Source organism: Paenibacillus sp. V4I5, assembly GCF_030817255.1.
GTDB lineage: Bacteria > Bacillota > Bacilli > Paenibacillales > NBRC-103111 > Paenibacillus_E.
In genome coordinates this window covers 6535030-6553294 of record NZ_JAUSZB010000002.1, presented here as the reverse complement: position 1 = coordinate 6553294, position 18265 = coordinate 6535030, and the positions used below count along the sequence as shown (strand labels likewise).

The window sequence follows — 18265 nt, the reverse complement described above, 5'->3', positions numbered from 1 at the left end:
TTACTCAATGTTATTCCCTCCATCCGAATCGCATAATTGTTGTAAGAGCCCAAGCACCGTGTCGACCATTCGTTCGCCAGAGTCAGGGGCCAGCCGAGTTCGAGACGTCAACCGAGTCTCGTATCCGCCCTGAACGAACGCTTCTCGAGTTGCTACATATCCGTTAACGCCATTCGCATAAGTAGCGATTAGTGTATGGGGGGAGGGTGATCTTTGTTTAAGGTCGTGACCGAATTCCACGAATAATTCACATGGAAAAGCTGCAATCGCAGACGCTCCAATTCGAAGTACTTGAATTTCAACGAACACTTCCGTTTCCTGCCGCTCACTGAGCGTGAGAAGTTGCCTGGCAAAAAAGGAGTCCGCCTCCGTTATTACTTTCTTATTCTCAGGATGTTCAGTCGCACGGAGATGTTCTTCAGCTTTCTGGAGATCCTCTGGTGACGGCTTACGTACAGAAAGCGAAAGCAGCTCGCAACGCCCTTCTACTTGAAGCGAATTCTCCGTGACGGCTTTTTCTCTAGTTTTGATAACTTCACCCGCTAATACTCTCCCCAATTGGCGAAAGGCGTCAGGCTCGGGTCGTAAGGAATGCATAAAATCAAGATGATTAATATTCCCACAAGCCCCGTTAAGAAAAAGACTTATGAACGAATCACCGTAAACCGCTTTCAATACACGGCTAATTTCTCCAGGATAGTCTGCGCTATACCGTTTTCCACCAATCGTGTCAGGATGACAGGCGAAATTCGTTATGACTCCAAGAGGACTGCCGTCCTCACCATCTAGTCGAATCACGAATACGTCTGAATCGATGGGACCTGCCGGCTCTACGATGTCTGGATTGTTAAAACCTGGATTCGTTCGCAGACTTCCATCCCGCATAAAATAACGACGATTAAACGAGATCCCGTCCGCTTCCCCTTTGGCGAAACCAATTTGGGCATTACACTTGTTCTCATAAGCCAAAACTGTTGCATCTGCAGCCTTTTTGACTAAGTACGCTGTGTACTTATCACCATCTGGACCGCGATCCCGATAAATGGGTCCACCTGTATGGGTATGTGTAGCAGCAACCAAAATATGGGATGCTGGAATTCCGGTCCCCTCTGTCACCCGTTTGCGGATGGCAGCCACTTCTTCCTTCTCAATACCGATCGTATCGAGTACGATAATGGCCGTGAAGTTATGACCGTCTCCGATTACAACGGCTTTGACGTACAGGTTGTCTTTGATCCCAATGGCAGGTCTAGGAGTAAAATAACCTGGAATGGCAAACCCCAGCGGGGGTGTGATATCCATTTCATATATGCCGCATTCCATCATGACTCGTTCCTCTCTTTCACATCCGATTGCTAACAGGTATACCAAGCTTCTGCTCGACATAATCCCTGCAGATCGTCAGACTGTTCAGAGGGGTGCTGGTTGACTGATCAATTTCAATCGTCATCCAGCCATCATATTGGATTTCCTCCAAAAGGCGAACAACAGCCGGAAAATCAATAGATCCAAGCCCTAGTTCACAAAAAATCGGCAGCGCCTCGTCCCCGGTCAAAACAGGAAATTTGCTGCGATCAGGTTCGTCCGGAGTGACGTCCTTGATATGCATATAAGCGATTCTATCCTTATATTTCCGCATCACTGCAACAGGATCCATGCCCGCCTTCGTTAGATGGGCTGTATCCGGGCAAAAGAAGACAAAGTTCGGGTCTGTCATTTCCATAATGGCATCGATTTCGTTTTCATCTTGAATTTCCGTATGCAGATGCGGGTGCACACAGGCTTTCACACCTAGATCGTAGCATCGTTTGGCAGATTCATTAATCGCTCTTGCGGCGGTCTTTAATTCCTCTAACGTCGTACCTCCCTCTGTTCGCGGTCCTCTCGGTCCAAGAACAATCCGATCACTGCCGTTCTGAGCGGCAAATCTAGCCACACGCGTATTATATGCCACGGTTTCATGGAATTGCGAAGCATCGCTGAATCGACCCCCACCGTATAATGCGGACAAACCAAGACCATATCGCTCGAATAATGCTTTGAATTCATGAATTCGATCTTCGTATTTCAATGCGATTCTTGTAAAAGTTTCACAAGCTCGGAAGCCCAGAGACGACGCTTCCTCCATCCCTTCAACGAAATCCTCTTCCCATGTAATTAAGTGGCAGGATATTTTCATCTTCAACAGAGTTACTCCTCCTAATAAAGAGCCTTATAAGGTAACATCCTAAGATTATCCTATTTTTTTCTGAATCGGGATGGTATTTTATATGGAAATATGTCATTTCATGAGTGATCTTCTTTGGCATATAGATGGTAGGTTTTCCAAATCGAAAAACCTGTTTTGGCATAGAAATCGACCTCCGTCGTCCAATCGATAACCATCAGGTGATGATTCTGTTCCTGTAATACCCGCATGCCTGCTTGAAGAACTGCTATTCCGTACCCATAACCACGATATGGAGCCGCAATGCCCAGTGGACCGATTCCACCGCATGGCTCTTGAAAACATGGACTCCAGAATTGATTGCCGGCCAGAGTTGGAGAATACTCGTCATTAATACGGTAAAAGCCAATAATCTTACCGGACTTACGCATGAGGACAAACTCTCTGCCTGTCCCCCCTAATGCCAAATACCGGTTCGTCGTCTCTTTCCAACGCCCAGGAAAGTATATGTTCATGAAAGCGAGCAAATCTTCACGATCTGCTTCTCCTGCAACAGACAACGTGACTTCCGGTCCAACATCGTTCTCTACAAGCACCTTCCCACGAAAATCACCTAATAGATCGTAAGTGCTACCGCGTTGCTTAAACCCACGTTTCTCAAACCAGCGTTTCGTACCAACGTATTGGGAGGGTACTCCGGGAAAGAAATGTCCAGAATCCCCGCCTAGGGCAATAGAGCTCATTCCTACGTCCTTTAACGCTTTTTCAGCCAATTTAAGCAATGTATCGCCAATACCTAAATTTCTATAGCGAGAATCAACGAGCAGTATGGAAATATAACCCACACCGAATCGCTGAACTTTGCTTATGACAACCCCCACCGTATAGTCGGACGATTCTTCCTCAACGACAAAAGAACCCTCCGATAAAAAATCCGGGTGGCTCAAACTGTTTTGATGCAATAGACGTGTGCGGAGCGGAAAATCGCTCCCTATCTCCCGATTCCACAGTTCACAAATTCCTTCCAAATGGCTAGGTTTTAGCTTCACTGTTCGCATTTCTAACCTCCTCATCCTTAATTAAGCCCGTTTTGGCATATCTCTAAGGAATGTCGGTAATCTGTCGGAGAAAACTTGTAATACTTTTTGAACACTTTAGCAAAATGAGCGTATTCATTGTAGCCGACCGCATAGGCAACCTCGTACACCTTATTGTTCCGATCACTCAATAGCTCGATCGCCTTGTCCATTCGCAATTTGGCTATATATTGGGTGTAGCTAACGCCCACTTCTTCTTTGAACGACTTACTGAAATACGTAGGCGACATCCCTGCAAGTTCAGCTGCATTCATCATGGAAAACGATTCGTTCGCAAAATTCTGATTGATCTGTTTCACGGATTCCAGCATATTTTTGTGCGAACCCCAATTCCGAATATGCCGGATTTCTTCCGTTGCACATTGCAGCACCAGCTTAATATGTCGGTTCAATAGCTCGGCTTGACCGTTCCATTCATAGTCGGGAAGAGCTTTTAATTTAATTCTGTTGCCGCTCAGACCCGCTATTTCCGCTTGCAGCAAGTAAAACAAGTGAATATACATCTCCTTGAGTCTCGCTGAATTTGCTCGATACGTCTGCAACCGTTCGTGTATCCCTTCAAGCTGCTCCCATACGGCGGTCATGTTGAGGACCCACATGTGTTTCGCCATCGTCTCCGCTTCTACTTTACAAACAGCGATCCATTCACTCCGCTCAACGATGCCTTTACGTTCATTGCCCAGTTTCTTCTCGGTCAAAGAAAGCACTCTTAATACTTCGTCTACATCAAGCGGCTTAAGCAGATAATCGGAGACTCCATGCCTTAGTGCCTGTTTGGCATAGCTAAAATCGCTGTATCCGGAAATGATAATCACTTCAGTCTGAATCCCACGGCTTACGATCTCCTCAGCCAGTCGCAACCCATCCATCACTGGCATTCGAATGTCTGTAATGACAACGTCCTGTATAGATTCGCTAATGAGGTCTAGCGCTTCTTGACCGTTCTCTGCAAATGCACTTACTTCAAATGAAGAAGTCTCCCGTTCAATAATGGCCTTCAAACTACGTTTCACAGAAGGCTCATCATCCACAATGATCACTTTATACATGCCTTTTCCTCCCTGGCAATGTAATGTCCATCTGAGTACCGTTTGGTCCTGACTCTCGGATATATAAGCCGTACGGCTCACCATACGTTAAGCGAAGGCGGCTGTGTACGTTCCACATCCCAAGATTTTCCTCTTGAAACTGATGCTCACGAACCATTTGCTTAATAGTGACCTCCGTAAATAATCGGTTCAACCTGTTCAACGTCTCCTCAGTCATCCCATTCCCTCTGTCAATTAACGAAATGACATACGCCCGATCATCTGTAAAACATCCAGATATTTTCAAATACTCCGGCTTGCGATCATGATCTTCGTAACCGTGCTGAAAGGCGTTTTCCACAAGCGGTTGTAAAATGAGACGTACGGTGGAAACTTGCATCGCTTCACCTTCATCAACATCCCATTCAACTTTGAGGCGTTCATAGCGCTCTTTTTGAATAGACAAGTATGTCTGCATATGCTCAATTTCTTCCAAAAGTGTAACCGTTTTTTGTGGATTCCCGACGTTATAACGGAACATTTTGGCGATGGAGGTCACCATTTTACTAATCGGCCGAACCCCTGCTTCAATGGCATACGAATTCACTACCTCTAACGTGTTATACAGAAAGTGAGGATTAATTTGCGATTGCATGATAAGGAGGCTTGACTCCATTTGCTTGATTTCCATTTCCTTTTGTTTCAACTCAGCTAGATGTACGACTTCAATTAGTCTTTTGATTTCGGAGACCATGTTGTTAAAGCTCCCGAACAAGCTGCCAATTTCTTTGCCATTATGCACAGGAGCACGAACATCCAAATTACCGTCTTCAGCTTTGCGCATAAGCTTCTGCAGAAGGAGCAATGAACGTGTTAAGGAGAGTGTAAAAGTCCCAACCGCAGCTAGAACCAAAATAACTAAAACTAAACCAATTCCAAGCGTAAGATAACGCAGATTCATCAAGCTGCCGATGAGCTCCTCTAGCGGAAGCTCATCCACAATGACCCAGCCTGTAGATTTAAGATCATCGTAAATGACGAGTTTCTTTTTGCCTGATGATTGATCGATATAAAAGCCGCTTTTCTCTTCTCCTTGCAGACCCGTGTAAGTTGGAACTGCCTCATTAACGTACTTTCCCCACAACTTTTCATCCTGGTGATAGATGATTCGATTCTCTGAATCCATCGCCCAAATCAAATCGGAATTACCTAGCTTTACGTTTTCCAACAAACGAGGAATTACTTTATAGTTCACATCAATGATGAGCATTGCTCTTATTTTGTTTTTGGAGATATCCCGCAAATCGCGCGTGATCGTCAGTACATTCGTGGAGTTAACTTTTCGGACACCTTCGATGTTGAAGTTCTTGAATGTCCGGTTCGTTGTACGATTCCCCTTATATTCGCTGAAAGCTTCAAGAGAACCGCGGTCCTCGTAGCTGCTAACGATCAAACCGTCATCCGAGACAATGGAGAGATTAATAATGTCTGTTCGCACTGACAATATATTTAAAAATAGCTCATTGTCTATTTTTCTTTTCATAAGGTACATGTCATAAGTGTCTGCATTTTTTGAATTTAAAAACTGACTCACTAATGGAGAAGTTAAAACAGGTGATGTGATGGTGCTTAACTCCACGAAGTAAGAGTCGAGGTTATCATTAATTTGTTCCACAATTTGACGGCTGTAGTGTATCGCGTTGTTTTCGATACTTTGGGTAGACTTCTCGTACCAGATCATGCCAGAAACTAAAAAAGGGATACAGACAAATCCAAGAACCAGGATGGCCAATTTCACATGCATCGATAGCTTCCTAATCCGGACCATCCTTATCCCACCTAACCGTGTTTAAAACTAATTATACCATGGAAGCGTTTCATTTTGGACAACCTTTTTACGTATAAGGAGTATGTCCGATAAAACTACTTCGGCGGGCAGACACTTAGGTGACTTCTCCGCCGAAATGAGTTTTTGTTTCATCATCAAACATCTTGTGCAGCGTTTGAATATACAGGAAAACATCAAAAACTGGCTGGTACAGATCTTCATTCCGCTGGACATAATCGGATGTCTGTGCCCAAAGTTGTCGCGCTTCCTCCGCCCTGCCATCCGCTCTGGCCTCTAAAGCAAAAGCAAGAAGACTTATGATATTCGCATGTATTTGTAAATAATCCCATGATTTTGCGATCGTTGGATGGAGCTCGGAACCTAGGTTTCTCTCCAAAACAGGTCGAAAAGCGTTCACTACCTCTTGTACAGACCGCAGTTTGTCCGCTGCTTCGCTGCTGACCCTCGGCTTCTCCCCTCTCATATAAGGTGGATCAAATAGGTCTGAGATCGTCTCCAAATAAGTTAAACAAGCTTCACCCTCGTCTCCGAACGAAGCAATGAAATATTCTTTGGCTAATTGTCTAAAGTCCGCTTCATCGTTCCATAATGTTTTTCCAAGCACATACATGCCGAGGCCAGTTGGGAAAAAAGATCGCTGTGTTTGATCACTGATGATTCCGTTTAATCGAAGCAACTTTAAATTTTTCACGTCTTGGCTAATCATATCCGCCATTTGGAAATATCCTGGATCCAGATAATGATCCCACATATGATGATACTCGTAGGTAAAGCCATCCCCGTCAAATAAATGTTGCCACGCTTTCAGGAAGGCGACGTTCTCTCGGATGTTCGTCGGGAACTTCAACCGATTTCGAACAAAAGGTTGGATTTCGATACCCGTTGTATCCGAATCGTAGCTTTGGCTGTAGGTTCGGCTTATCGGTGCGAACAAAAGCATGAAGCGACTCGGATTTTTCAATGTTTCGGTCTCTGGTACCCAAAGTAGATCCAAATATAGCAGGAACACGACTCTGGTGCTCAGATTCCTTAAAGTCAATTCCTCATCCAATTCGTTTAACATCATTAAATAAAAATCTGACGGCAGCGTCTTTACACAGTTTTCACATTCGCAGTGGTTATTGAACGCATCTGCTAACCACAGATGCAGCATATCGATATGGGGGTTATTCTGTGCATGATCAGCTGCGTATTGGACGACCAGCCTTCTCGCTTCTGGATTCGAAAAACATAAATTCGTATTCAACGGTACACCGTGCCATAGCTCCCGTTTGCCATCCACTAAGGCCAAAAAGCGAGATTTATCTTCATCCACCGCATAATCTACTGCATCCCAACCTAAACAAGGAAGTCCAAGCGGTTCTCCTGTCCAGCCGTGACCTACAGCATGGTAGAGAAGACCGCGCTTTTTGATTTCTTTCTCCATTTCGACCGTAAAGGCGTCCACTTGTTCGATTGTAATGGTCTCGGGTTGTTTGTACTTGTTATGCCGATGACCGTACCAGCGGTCAAAAAATGTAAAGGGAGTTTTGAATTCCAAGAAGTAGGAATTGAAGCCTGCTTTCGGCGCCCAATCAATGTTATCAAGCATATTCTCTATGCTCACAGCTCCCTCAATGCAAAGCCCTCGATGCCGATAGGTTGCTTTTTCGTTAACCTTAACATCGATGGTCTCAAGAGCTTTCTTGGGTACATAATCTCCATCTGCTCCAGGTCGTAGAAAGCGGCATCCGGCCTCTTCGAGAAACCTATACACGCCTAACAGAACACTTCGTGGATTGGAACCGGCAATATGGCCCTTTCCTTCTGTTACATCGATATAGATGGCATCGTCCAACTCAGGAGCAGCTAATACTGGCATAGAAATGCCCAATTCACCGAACAAGCCTACCCGAAGGTAAGCCGCTTCACTCTCGGTATGGGTGGCTTCTTTAAGTGAATCAATTCGGTAATCGGGGGACATGAGAAGTAAATATTTCGAAAGCTCTTCAATGGCAAAAAGAATTGTTGGTTGATTATTCTTTGTCACAATCGTCATTATTTTAACCTCTGCATTGTTCAATGCCATGTGCGACCTCCTCCTATTCCTTTAAGGAGCCCACATTGGCACCTTTGACAAAATACTTTTGTATGAATGGATAGACGAAAATAATGGGGCCTGTTGCAAATATAATGACAGCGGACTTCATGGATTCGACGGTGTGTTCTTGAATTTGTGATTGGTCGAACTCGAGTGAAAGTTGACTATCCTGGACGATCCCCCGCAATATAATTTGCAGCGGATACATCTGTTTGTCTCGAATGTAGATCAACGCATCAAAATATGAATTCCACTCGCCTACCGCATGAAAAAGCCCTAACGTCGCGAATACGGGCAGAGATAGCGGGATCGTAATTCGGGCAAAAATCCCGAATTCAGAACATCCATCAATTGAAGCAGCATCGAACAACTCTGCAGAGATTCCCTGAAAGAACGTTTTCATAATAATGACGCCGAACGCGCCCACCGCTCCTGGAATAATTAGAGCCCAGTACGTATTGATCATACCTAAGTTTTTGATTACTAGAAATTTAGGTATTAACGGCACTGAGAAAACGAAAGTCACAATAAGGAGTTTCAATATTAGTTTACGTGCAGGCATCATCGATCTTGAAAGCGCATAAGCCATCGTGGAGGTGAAAAACAAATAAGTAAGCGTCCCCGCAATCGTGATGTAACAAGTAACTGCCATAGCCCTCCACATATGGGATTCTGTAAGAATAATTTGATACACGGACGTATTGAACCCTTTAGGCCACAAGAAGACTTGATCTAACTTCACAAATTCGTTAGAACTTAGAGAAACCGCAAGCACATGCAGCATAGGAGCAAGCATGGATAAGCTAAGCACTGCAAAAAACAAACCATTAATAAAATGAAACAATCGTTCAGATTTATAAATTGGCAATGTACAGTCCCTCCTCTTGCAAAAAGATCCCTTAGTAGATACTCTCACCTGTTACGCGTTTAGCTAATTTGTTCATTCCCAAAATCAATATAAGTCCTACGATCGCTTTGAAAAAGCCGAGGGCTGTCGTATAACTGTATTGTGCCCCTTGAATACCAACGCGATAGATATAGACATCAAATACATCCGCAACGTTCCGGTTAAGCGAGTTGGCATAAATCAACATTTCTTCAACACCGGTATCCAGTATGTGACCGATCCGCAACAGGAGCAAGATGACGAGTGTGGGCATTAAGCTAGGCAGCGTAATGAACCACATTTGCTTCCAGCGGTTCGCACCGTCAACAGTAGCAGCTTCATATATATTAGGGTTGATTCCAGCAATAGCTGCTAAATACAGAATCATGCCCCAGCCAACCTCTTTCCATATGGCAGAACTAACTACAATGGCCCGGAAAAACCGAGAATCTTGCAGGAAGATGATTCTTTCCATACCGAACCATGCGAGGAGATCATTAATCATCCCTTTAGGATCTAGTAGCTGATAGAAAATCCCTCCAACGATGACCCATGACAAGAAGTGAGGGAAATATAACATGGTCTGTATCGTACGTTTGAACAGCATGTGCCTGATTTCGTTCAGGAATAAAGCTAGAATAATCGGTGCTGGAAAACTAAAAATCAACCTATAAAAGCTCATAATGAGCGTGTTTTTAAGAAGATGATAAAAATCATATAACGAAAACATGCTCTTAAAATGCAAAAAGCCTACCCATTCACTACCGAAAACACCTTTGAAAATGTCATATTTTTGAAAAACAATGACATTCCCAAACAAAGGGATATATTTGAATATTGCAAAGTGTATTAATCCAGGCAAGCAAATAAGGAATAGAGCCAGCTTGCGATTGGAACCGATCTTGTTAATTAGAGATGGGATGTTAAAACGTGACAGCTTCCGATTTGGAGCGATATTATTAGTTGGGGAAGTGTTGCTCATCAGAAAACCACCTTTACTTGATTGCTCAGTGCGTATAACGTATTGTCATGAAATGATGGAAATTAGAGATGAAAGGGGAAGTTTTCACTTCCCCCCCAAGTTGATAATCATTATTTCTTTTTGTTTTTAGCATACCAGTCATTTGCTTCCTTGATTGCCTGATCTCCACCGCGTTTTTTCCAATCAGCCACGAAATCGTCAAAGCCTTTGTCAGGATCAATCTTGCCAATCATAATTTGAGTAAGTGTATCTAGGAACAATGAACCTGCAGCGAAACCAAGTTCTGGTTTTGTTTTGATCGACTCTGGCGTTGGCATACTCATACTTGGAATCTCGAATAAGTTCTTCTCTTCGTATCCTATGCCTTTTTTAACCAACTCAGGATCGACTAAACCTTCTCTTTTAACCACTTCAGGATCCATCCGTGTATCGCCAGCCGGGTTCACGAGTGTCTGGTATTGCAGCTTTTCATTCGCGTTAACAGGAGCTTTAGGATCCCAAGTAATTTGACCGTTTGCTTCTGTGTAGTTACGGTCTTTGATACCGTAACGGAAGAAAGTGTCTTTCTTCGCGTTATCCGAGTAAGTCCAGTCAAGGAATTGGATGAAGCGCTCTGGATTTTTCGCGTTTTTGGTCAGAATATACACTTTGGCAATTCCAGTTCCTTTTGGACCGAGTAAATATTTGCCATCGGTTTGTTTCATACCTGGCAGCAAATCGATTTTCGCGCTTTTACCAGCAAATCTGTCCGGCGTCCACTGGTTCAAGTTCCGTAAATCGTGGCTCCAAGTTGCGACTTTATCGTCATAAATTGCCTTCTGCCAATCAGCGTCTTTTACGTTAATGAAATCTTTGTTCATGTAGCCTTTGTCATACAGCATCTTGTAGAACTTCATAGCCTCTTTCATCTTCGGATTAATAATATCCGGGATAAACATGCCGTTTACATCGTGCCAAACAAGCGCTCCATTTTCACCCGGTGAAAGACCGTGAGCATAGAAGAAGAAGTTACTGAATCCAAACAAACCACGAATTTCATAACCGACTTCATCATTTTTTCCATTGCCATTTAGATCGGTAGTTTTCACCTTTTCGAAGAAAGCGAGATACTCTTCCATCGTCTCAGGTTGTTTCATGCCTAATTTATCGAGCCAGTCCTTACGGATCAGAAGTGCTTGAGGGTTAATTGGAGTTAACAGCTTCGGAATCCCATAAATTTTTCCATTCTTGCTCAGAGAGGGAAGAGCCCAAGTCGTATCAGGAACTTTCGCCTTAATATTTTTCCCGTACTTGTCAATCAAATCGTTCAATGGAAGAAATATGCCGTTCTCCACCGCAGTAGAATGCGCAGAGTTAAGAATGGAGTCCGATGTAACAACCTCTGGAATGTCACCAGATGCGAACCGGACCGTCACTTGCTGCGTGTAATCAGCAGATGGGATAAATTCATACTGAATCGTCGTAGGCTGACCAACAAACTCGGAGAATAACCTTGCCATTTCCGTGTGATACAAGTCATCTTTTTTCGCCGTTTTGGTGTAAGCATATCCACCGTCGTTGGACAAAACGTTAAACGTTGCCGGGACTGGCGCCTTGGGTGCTTCGGATACCTTAGCATCTGTTGCTTTAACATCTGTTGCTACAGGCGTATCTTTCGAACATGCTGTAAGCAATGCGGAAATACTCATCGTGACCGTCAGTGTTACGGGTAACCACTTTTTTGATCTCATGTACTTTCCCCCTTCGCCTTGCTTCAAATTGGATGATGCTTGAACGCCTCAGCGTTTCTTCAAGCTTAAAAGAAATAGATTCGTTCGAATATGGAAGAAATAGTTGATGTTATGTGCTTTTATGACTAATTTACTATGTTCTCTCCTCTTTTGGAGTATGAAGTCTTTCCTCTGCCTCTATAACGGCACCTAGGATAATCCATTCATTCTCCGGTACGAAAGGACCGCGATACCCGTGAAGGACGAAGGCCTCCGCTTCATATCCGCCTTCTTTCAGTAGTTGACGTGTATATTTATTATTTTTATTGATTAAGCGCTTCCACAATCGATATCGCCATGAATTTATAAAAAAACACATATACAAGTCAATCCATTTCCGCTATATCTAGAGATGCAGGGAACCTATTTCATGGAAAGGAGGCCTTAAGTAAGGAAGATGAGTTCCAACTCATACAACTAGTTTCGAAGGTCAAGGTTTCAAATGTGCCAATTACACATTGGTCGGATGCACATCAAGTTTGTAGTCATCGTATATTTTAATACTGACTGCCATCAAGAGATGATTGCATCTGGATGTCCCGATCACAAATCCGGAATTGGAGTGTGAAACGGTGATGAGATTGAAGTCTTTCAAATTGTTTAAGAAGTCTGTAATATCCGCTGCTGTTACTCTTCTAACTGTTGCTTCCGCTGTCCTAATTCTCCCTCCTCAGAACGCACTTGCTGCATCCGAATTCACAGTAAATACAGGTACCGTGTTGCAATCCGATTTCGTCGGTAGCGGTACGGAGTACAATCAGAATCTATACTCTACGATTAGCGCAGTAGACGGAATTACTACTGGTAACGTTGGTCTGTTGGAGAGTAAAGTAAGGGCTCTCGATTCGCAGATCGTCCGAATATTCTACGATTCCAGAGGCGAAGATACCGTCAATTATCCGGATTATATGGCTTCCTTCGAGCAAACTGTGGCGTTAGCGCAAAGCTCCGGTGCTGAAGTTAACATCACCTATTGGCATGGTCCTTACACCAATATCACGACGCAGATGCAGGCCTTTGCCAACGAGTTGTACCGTCTGAAAGTGACGCTGGGTTATTCCAACGTCAAGTACGTAACGATTCAGAACGAAGTCAACTCGACCTCGATTACGCAAAGCGATTATGAAACATTCTACCGCACTCTGAACACGCAGCTTACAACGCTTGGAATAAAGAGCGGTATCAAGTTTATCGGTGGCGATCTGTTGCTTACAAATCAACAGTCCTGGTTCGATTACATGGATGACCACATGACCGACATCCTTGATGGCTACTCCATTCACATCTACTGGGATTATGATGATGTGCAGTATGGGATAGATCGTTTAGATGGCGTCCGCACCATTATTAATGGTTTATCGCCGGCTGGGCAGAAGCCAGTGTACATCATGGAGTACGGGGTGCGTGGCGAGAAGACCACTTGCACTTACGACCCGGGTTGCTTAAACGGCACATCTACCCCTATCGGAGATACCATAGTCAGCGCTTATGAGCACGCCGAATTTACGATGAATGCCATGAAGAGGAAGTTCGTTGCCTTGACTAAATGGGATGCTTACAAAGCGAAGTATGATAATGGTACGCAGTACCACAGCGAAATCGGCAGTGGAACAGATGGCTACCCATTGAAGCCAGTGTACAACGCAACGCGGTTGTTCACACACACGGCTAACAGCCACTGGAACCTGGTTAGTGTTACAGGATCGGTTAGCGGCAAGATTGTGAATGCCCTCAAAGATCCAAACTCTAGCAACTTGGCAGTTTACGCACTTAATGACACTGGCGCTACGACAACCATCTCTTTTAACGGAGTTGGCGCTAATACAGCGTTCCGTTTGTTCGTTTGGAATGAGAATGGCGATGGTGGTATTACCGATAAAGGTACCGTTTCAGCTGACTTCATCGGACATACCCAAGTGCGCCTAAATTCGCAAAGTTTTGCAGTGTTTACGACACTAAATGTTACAGACTTGGAGCGTCAAGCTTATTGGAAGTTCAACGAAACCAGTGGTGCAGTTGCGGCTGACAGTACGGAATACGTTCGTAATGGCACAGTAGTAAGCGGTGGCGGTTGGATCGGTGGTAAGATTAGCAACGCCTTGGATTTCAACGGTTCTTCCACTTATGTGACTACTCCTCACATCTTGAACCCAGTTTCCCCTTCGAACTACGGCGCATTTAGTGCATCGGGTTGGGTGAGACCGGACACGGACACCGGCGTTTCACAATACATCCTCCAGCAGGACGGAACCAATGGAAAGGTCTGGTTGTTGCGTTACCAAGACGGTCGCCTGGAAACATTCCTCGGCGGTACTGGAACCTTCTCGACTGGCACAATTCCACTCAATTCGTGGACACACGTTGCCGTGACCTATGATGGTACGACGGTCCGCCTGTTCTTGAATGGTGTACAGGATGGTTCTCGCACGATCGCAATGAATTCTGAACCTACTGGCGGAATGATTATCGGTGCAAGTAAAACTCTCGGCAACCTCTTCAACGGTGGCATCGACGAAGTTTCTATCTACAACCGTCAGCTGACCGCGAATGAGATCAAGGATCAGTACAATAGCACTTGGTGGAAATTCGACGAGACTTCCGGTACTGTAGGCAGCGACTCCGCAAGCTATAGTCAAGCAGCCACATTGATCAATGGTGCTAGCTTCGCTACAGGTCGAGTTGGTAATGCCCTTTACTTGGATGGTGTAAACGACTACGCTACTTCTCCCAATGTTGCAAATCCAGGCACTAGCAGCTTCACTGCAACCGCTTGGGTGAAACATGATGGTACTGCAAGTACAGCGAAATATGTACTACAACAGGATGGAACCAACGGGAAAATTTGGTTGTACCGTGATAGCACAGGCGTTGTAGGAACATTCCTCGGCGGGTTGGCGCTAATCGGTACTACGAACATTCCAGTTAACCAATGGGTCCACCTTGCAGTAACATACGATGGTACGACGGCGAAAGTCTACATGAACGGTGTTCTGGAGAATTCCGCTGCTAGAACCGTCACCTCCGAAGCTAGTGGTATGATCATTGGCGCTAGCAAAACTTTCGGGAACCTTTGGAAGGGTTGGATCGATGATACGCAAGTATTCAATCGCGCACTAAGTAGTACCGAAATCTCGGATCAATACGAGCTGGGACGTTAATTCCAGTAACTGTAATATACGCACAAAGAAGCCAGCCCACTAACTGTGGGGATGGCTTCTTTGTGCATCTTACTCCTCTTACGTTAGCCTAACCTTTTAAAGCTCCCGCCTGCAGCCCGCTGACAAAGTATTTTTGCAAAAATAAGAACATGACGATAACCGGAGCCAATACGAGTATAAATCCGCCAAATAGCAAGCTTAAATCGGTCTGACCAAGGTCTGAGAAAAACTTGTACAGACTTAATGTGACTGTGGGATATTTATTCGAGGTCAGTAGTACAAGGGGCAGCAACAGGTCATCCCATATGTGTACGAATTGAAAAATAAATAGTGTGGCGCTAATCGGCTTCATCAGCGGAAATACAATTTGAACGAATAAACGGATCGTCGAACAGCCTTCTATCTTCGCGGCTTCCTCCAACTCGATGGAGATACCCCGGATAAATCCGACAAACATAAAAATGCTGAACGAGGAAAGCACACCGATATAAACTGCGGAGATGCCGAACAAGCTATTATACATATGAAACTTTTTCAAAACGAAGATAAGCGGGATGAAAGCCGCCTGAATCGGCATCAAAATGAGCGATACATAAAACCAGTATACGGACCGAAAAAACCAGTGATTGATTCTAGCGATAGCGTACGCAGCCATGGCGGAGAAGAAAATGATATACGTTAAACTCATCATGGCAATGGAAAAAGTGACGGCATACGCTTTAAGTATTTCCATTGCTTTAAACGCTCTAACAAGGTTATCCAGTCCGATGCTGAAATCTGGAAAAGATAATGGGTGCTGTTGAATTTGATTATTGGATTTCAGCGAATTGACCACTATTAAATACAATGGGATGCTGTATACAAGAGCTAATAGTAGGACGGATCCTTCGAACAGTCTTTTTTTCATTCGCGGATTCATTCGTAAGCCCTCCCCTCATACTTCTTGGTCACGACGACGAACAATAGCGTAATGACCAACACAAATATGACCAATACGCAGGCTGCCGCCATTCCGTAGGCCAAATCAAGCGATTGAAAAGCGTTTCTGTATATGCGGATTGCCAGCGTCTCGCTAGCACGTGCAGGACCTCCACCCGTCAAGGCAAATGGCAGATCAAACAGCTTGAGTCCGGACGCCAATCCGATCAGCGTGTTTACAGTAATGCCCGGTGCGATCATCGGCAGGATGATGCTGAAAAATTTTCGACTAGGCGAAGCCCCGTCCATGATGGCCGCTTCTTTGATCTCGTTGGGTACGAACTGAAGGGCAGCCAAGTAGACGATCATGATCGGCCCAGTCAGCTGCCAAACCGCTACCAGGATGATGGTGTATGCCACAAAGTCGGGTGAATCAACCCATAAAACTTTTACCTGTTTTCCCATAAGACTGCTGAGAATTTTGTTCATTAACCCGTTATTCGTGTCCAAAATATAGCCCCATACGTACGCCCCTAAAACGATTGGAAGTAGTTTAGGGAAATAAAACAGCGTCCGTATCAAATTTTTCGTCTTGAATGCCTGGTTGACGGCGAGGGCGAGCAGCATACCGATAACATTCGTCAGCAAGGCGATGGCAACTCCCATCCATAGTGTACGATACAACGTCTTGACGAAAGACGCGTCCGAAAATATTCGCTGATAATTTCTGAAGCCAATAAAACGGTACTCGCCCAGTCCGTCCCAATTCGTTAAGCTGTAGTACATGGTTTGAAATATGGGGACGAGCATAAACGTGACGATCATGACAGAAATAGGAAGCAAAAATAGAATGCCGATCCAAAACGTTTTGAGGTTTAATGTTCCTTTGCTTCTCATGTACGCATTCCTCCAAACTTTTAGCAAAAAAGGAGAGAAGCATGAAGTCTTCCCTCCAGCGGAAATATTGGTTTATTTTTTAATTTTATCGTTGTATTCCTTGATCCACTCGTCTGCCGCCTTATTCACATCGCCGCCAAATGTAACACCTTGCGCCGTCTCAGCCAACTTGATGAAAACCGGGTTCGTTATCGGTTTCAGGTTGGCGAATGTAATAACTCTTCCGGATTTCAGCCAATTCTGCGTATCGGCAAATACCGGTTTGACTTCGCCAATGCCAGGCATCGCCGACATATTTTGTTTGGCCTTAATAATCTTGGCGAAATTTTCTTTGCTAAAGAACCAGTTCATGAACGTTTTGGATTCTTCCAGATGCTTCGACTTCGCATTGATCGCCAATCCGTCCTCAATTGTGTAAACGTAGCTGTTATCCTTCTCTGGCGCGTACGGTAAGTTCATGAAACCCCATTTGAAGTTCGGGTTATTCAGATCGATATTTGCCGATGACCACGTTCCGGCCAGCACCATCGCCGCCTGACCTTTCGCAAACGCCTGAAAACCTTGTTCAATGGCATAAGTAAAGCTTCCGGTCAGCACGTATTTATTCAACTTGTTGAAACGGTCATAGCCTTCCAACAAGACATCCCTATTTTTTGCCCAATCTACTTTATTGGTTAGATACGCTGTCTGGAAATCTTTATCCTGAAGCCCCTTATTCCCGAACGTCCAATGGAACACGTTGCCGATGGCCGTCGCCCATTTGCCGGCGTACACTAGGAGCGGTACGTTCTTCGCTTTCAGCTTTTCTCCGGCATCCATCAATTCCTCCCAAGTTTGCGGCGGCTTCGAATAGCCGATAGATTCAAATAGGGGGATGTTGTACGCAAATCCCACGAAACCAAGACCGGTTGGAAATACGACCAATTTCCCGTCCACAGTAACGCCACTGCGAACATCCTCAGAGAAATTTTTGGCTGCTTCCAACTGACTCATATCGTACAGATAACCCGCCTGGTTAGACAATGCGGTTAATTCGTGTTGAGCATTGAGCTGGTAAATGTCCGGCATTTCAGCAGTCGTGATCATCGTTTGCAGCTTTGCATTTCTTTGATCGGCGGGAAGAGTCTCCAATTCCACATTGATTTCCGGATGCACTTTCTTGAATTCGTTGATCATGCTTAATACCATATCCTTGTTGACGATCAAACCTTCAGCGATCTGCATTTTGAGAGTAACTGGATCCTTCTTCACCTCGGGCTTTATGCTGCTTTGCGGCTTGTCTGTGCTGGCATTGGACGATTCGTTGCTTGAACACCCTACCGACAACACTAGCAGCAACGCACAGATGACACCCCATGAAATAGATTTACGGAACAAAGGCACAACCTCCTTTTATATATTATTTTTATTATAAAAGGCTTTCATTTTTCGTTC

At 44.6% G+C, this 18265-nt stretch carries 14 protein-coding genes; 1 reads left to right on the top strand and 13 read right to left on the bottom strand.

Features of this window, described 5'->3' with window-relative positions; translation table 11 throughout:
* From QFZ78_RS32050 to QFZ78_RS32005, 10 genes are all read right to left on the bottom strand, one after another.
* Entirely contained in the window at positions 1 to 1326 is a 1326-nt protein-coding gene (locus QFZ78_RS32050; protein WP_307553382.1) for a hypothetical protein, read from the bottom strand.
* Between the two features lie 16 nt (positions 1327 to 1342).
* Positions 1343 to 2179, bottom strand: a complete 837-nt coding sequence (locus QFZ78_RS32045) for a sugar phosphate isomerase/epimerase family protein (RefSeq protein WP_307555983.1) — start codon at positions 2177 to 2179, stop codon at positions 1343 to 1345.
* A 107-nt stretch (positions 2180 to 2286) separates the two neighbouring features.
* Positions 2287 to 3225, bottom strand: coding sequence for a GNAT family N-acetyltransferase (locus QFZ78_RS32040; protein WP_307553381.1), 939 nt, complete (start codon positions 3223 to 3225; stop codon positions 2287 to 2289).
* Between the two features lie 17 nt (positions 3226 to 3242).
* Positions 3243 to 4313: a response regulator transcription factor gene (locus QFZ78_RS32035; RefSeq protein ID WP_307553380.1), complete on the bottom strand. Its 1071-nt coding sequence runs from the start codon at positions 4311 to 4313 to the stop codon at positions 3243 to 3245.
* Positions 4306 to 6120, bottom strand: coding sequence for a sensor histidine kinase (locus QFZ78_RS32030; RefSeq protein WP_307553379.1), 1815 nt, complete (start codon positions 6118 to 6120; stop codon positions 4306 to 4308). Before QFZ78_RS32030 ends, QFZ78_RS32035 begins: the two co-directional genes overlap by 8 nt.
* Before the next feature lie 115 nt (positions 6121 to 6235).
* On the bottom strand, positions 6236 to 8209 hold the full coding sequence (locus QFZ78_RS32025; protein ID WP_307553378.1) for a DUF4838 domain-containing protein: 1974 nt from the start codon (positions 8207 to 8209) through the stop codon (positions 6236 to 6238).
* Between the two features lie 13 nt (positions 8210 to 8222).
* Positions 8223 to 9089 (bottom strand): carbohydrate ABC transporter permease, encoded by an 867-nt coding sequence (locus tag QFZ78_RS32020; RefSeq protein ID WP_307553377.1) that lies wholly within the window; start codon positions 9087 to 9089, stop codon positions 8223 to 8225.
* Between the two features lie 31 nt (positions 9090 to 9120).
* Positions 9121 to 10089, bottom strand: a complete 969-nt coding sequence (locus QFZ78_RS32015) for an ABC transporter permease (RefSeq protein ID WP_307553376.1) — start codon at positions 10087 to 10089, stop codon at positions 9121 to 9123.
* A 110-nt stretch (positions 10090 to 10199) separates the two neighbouring features.
* Complete coding sequence (locus QFZ78_RS32010; RefSeq protein ID WP_307553375.1) at positions 10200 to 11819, bottom strand: extracellular solute-binding protein; 1620 nt, start codon at positions 11817 to 11819, stop codon at positions 10200 to 10202.
* A gap of 133 nt (positions 11820 to 11952) precedes the next feature.
* On the bottom strand, positions 11953 to 12144 hold the full coding sequence (locus QFZ78_RS32005) for a hypothetical protein (protein WP_307553374.1): 192 nt from the start codon (positions 12142 to 12144) through the stop codon (positions 11953 to 11955).
* A 289-nt stretch (positions 12145 to 12433) separates the two neighbouring features.
* Between QFZ78_RS32005 and QFZ78_RS32000 the strand changes: the two genes are divergently transcribed.
* Positions 12434 to 15016 (top strand): LamG domain-containing protein, encoded by a 2583-nt coding sequence (locus QFZ78_RS32000; protein ID WP_307555981.1) that lies wholly within the window; start codon positions 12434 to 12436, stop codon positions 15014 to 15016.
* Between the two features lie 88 nt (positions 15017 to 15104).
* On the opposite strand, the gene QFZ78_RS31995 is transcribed toward QFZ78_RS32000, so the two are convergent.
* The 3 genes from QFZ78_RS31995 to QFZ78_RS31985 all read right to left on the bottom strand — a co-directional run bounded on the left by QFZ78_RS31995 (position 15105) and on the right by QFZ78_RS31985 (position 18208).
* Entirely contained in the window at positions 15105 to 15935 is an 831-nt protein-coding gene (locus QFZ78_RS31995; RefSeq protein WP_307553373.1) for a carbohydrate ABC transporter permease, read from the bottom strand.
* Positions 15932 to 16831, bottom strand: coding sequence for a carbohydrate ABC transporter permease (locus QFZ78_RS31990; RefSeq protein ID WP_307553372.1), 900 nt, complete (start codon positions 16829 to 16831; stop codon positions 15932 to 15934). Before QFZ78_RS31990 ends, QFZ78_RS31995 begins: the two co-directional genes overlap by 4 nt.
* Before the next feature lie 72 nt (positions 16832 to 16903).
* Positions 16904 to 18208 carry an ABC transporter substrate-binding protein gene (locus QFZ78_RS31985; RefSeq protein WP_307553371.1) on the bottom strand — a complete coding sequence of 435 codons (1305 nt, stop codon included), beginning with the start codon at positions 18206 to 18208 and terminating at the stop codon, positions 16904 to 16906.
* Positions 18209 to 18265 lie beyond the last annotated feature (57 nt).

Coding starts and splice junctions, on each gene's coding strand:
- QFZ78_RS32050 (WP_307553382.1), bottom strand. CDS start 1,326: ATGATGGAATGCGGCATATATGAAATGGATATCACACCCCCGCTGGGG.
- QFZ78_RS31990 (WP_307553372.1), bottom strand. CDS start 16,831: ATGAGAAGCAAAGGAACATTAAACCTCAAAACGTTTTGGATCGGCATT.
- QFZ78_RS32010 (WP_307553375.1), bottom strand. CDS start 11,819: ATGAGATCAAAAAAGTGGTTACCCGTAACACTGACGGTCACGATGAGT.
- QFZ78_RS32035 (WP_307553380.1), bottom strand. CDS start 4,313: ATGTATAAAGTGATCATTGTGGATGATGAGCCTTCTGTGAAACGTAGT.
- QFZ78_RS32025 (WP_307553378.1), bottom strand. CDS start 8,209: ATGGCATTGAACAATGCAGAGGTTAAAATAATGACGATTGTGACAAAG.
- QFZ78_RS32040 (WP_307553381.1), bottom strand. CDS start 3,225: ATGCGAACAGTGAAGCTAAAACCTAGCCATTTGGAAGGAATTTGTGAA.
- QFZ78_RS32015 (WP_307553376.1), bottom strand. CDS start 10,089: ATGAGCAACACTTCCCCAACTAATAATATCGCTCCAAATCGGAAGCTG.
- QFZ78_RS31995 (WP_307553373.1), bottom strand. CDS start 15,935: ATGAATCCGCGAATGAAAAAAAGACTGTTCGAAGGATCCGTCCTACTA.
- QFZ78_RS32045 (WP_307555983.1), bottom strand. CDS start 2,179: ATGAAAATATCCTGCCACTTAATTACATGGGAAGAGGATTTCGTTGAA.
- QFZ78_RS32000 (WP_307555981.1), top strand. CDS start 12,434: ATGAGATTGAAGTCTTTCAAATTGTTTAAGAAGTCTGTAATATCCGCT.
- QFZ78_RS32030 (WP_307553379.1), bottom strand. CDS start 6,120: ATGGTCCGGATTAGGAAGCTATCGATGCATGTGAAATTGGCCATCCTG.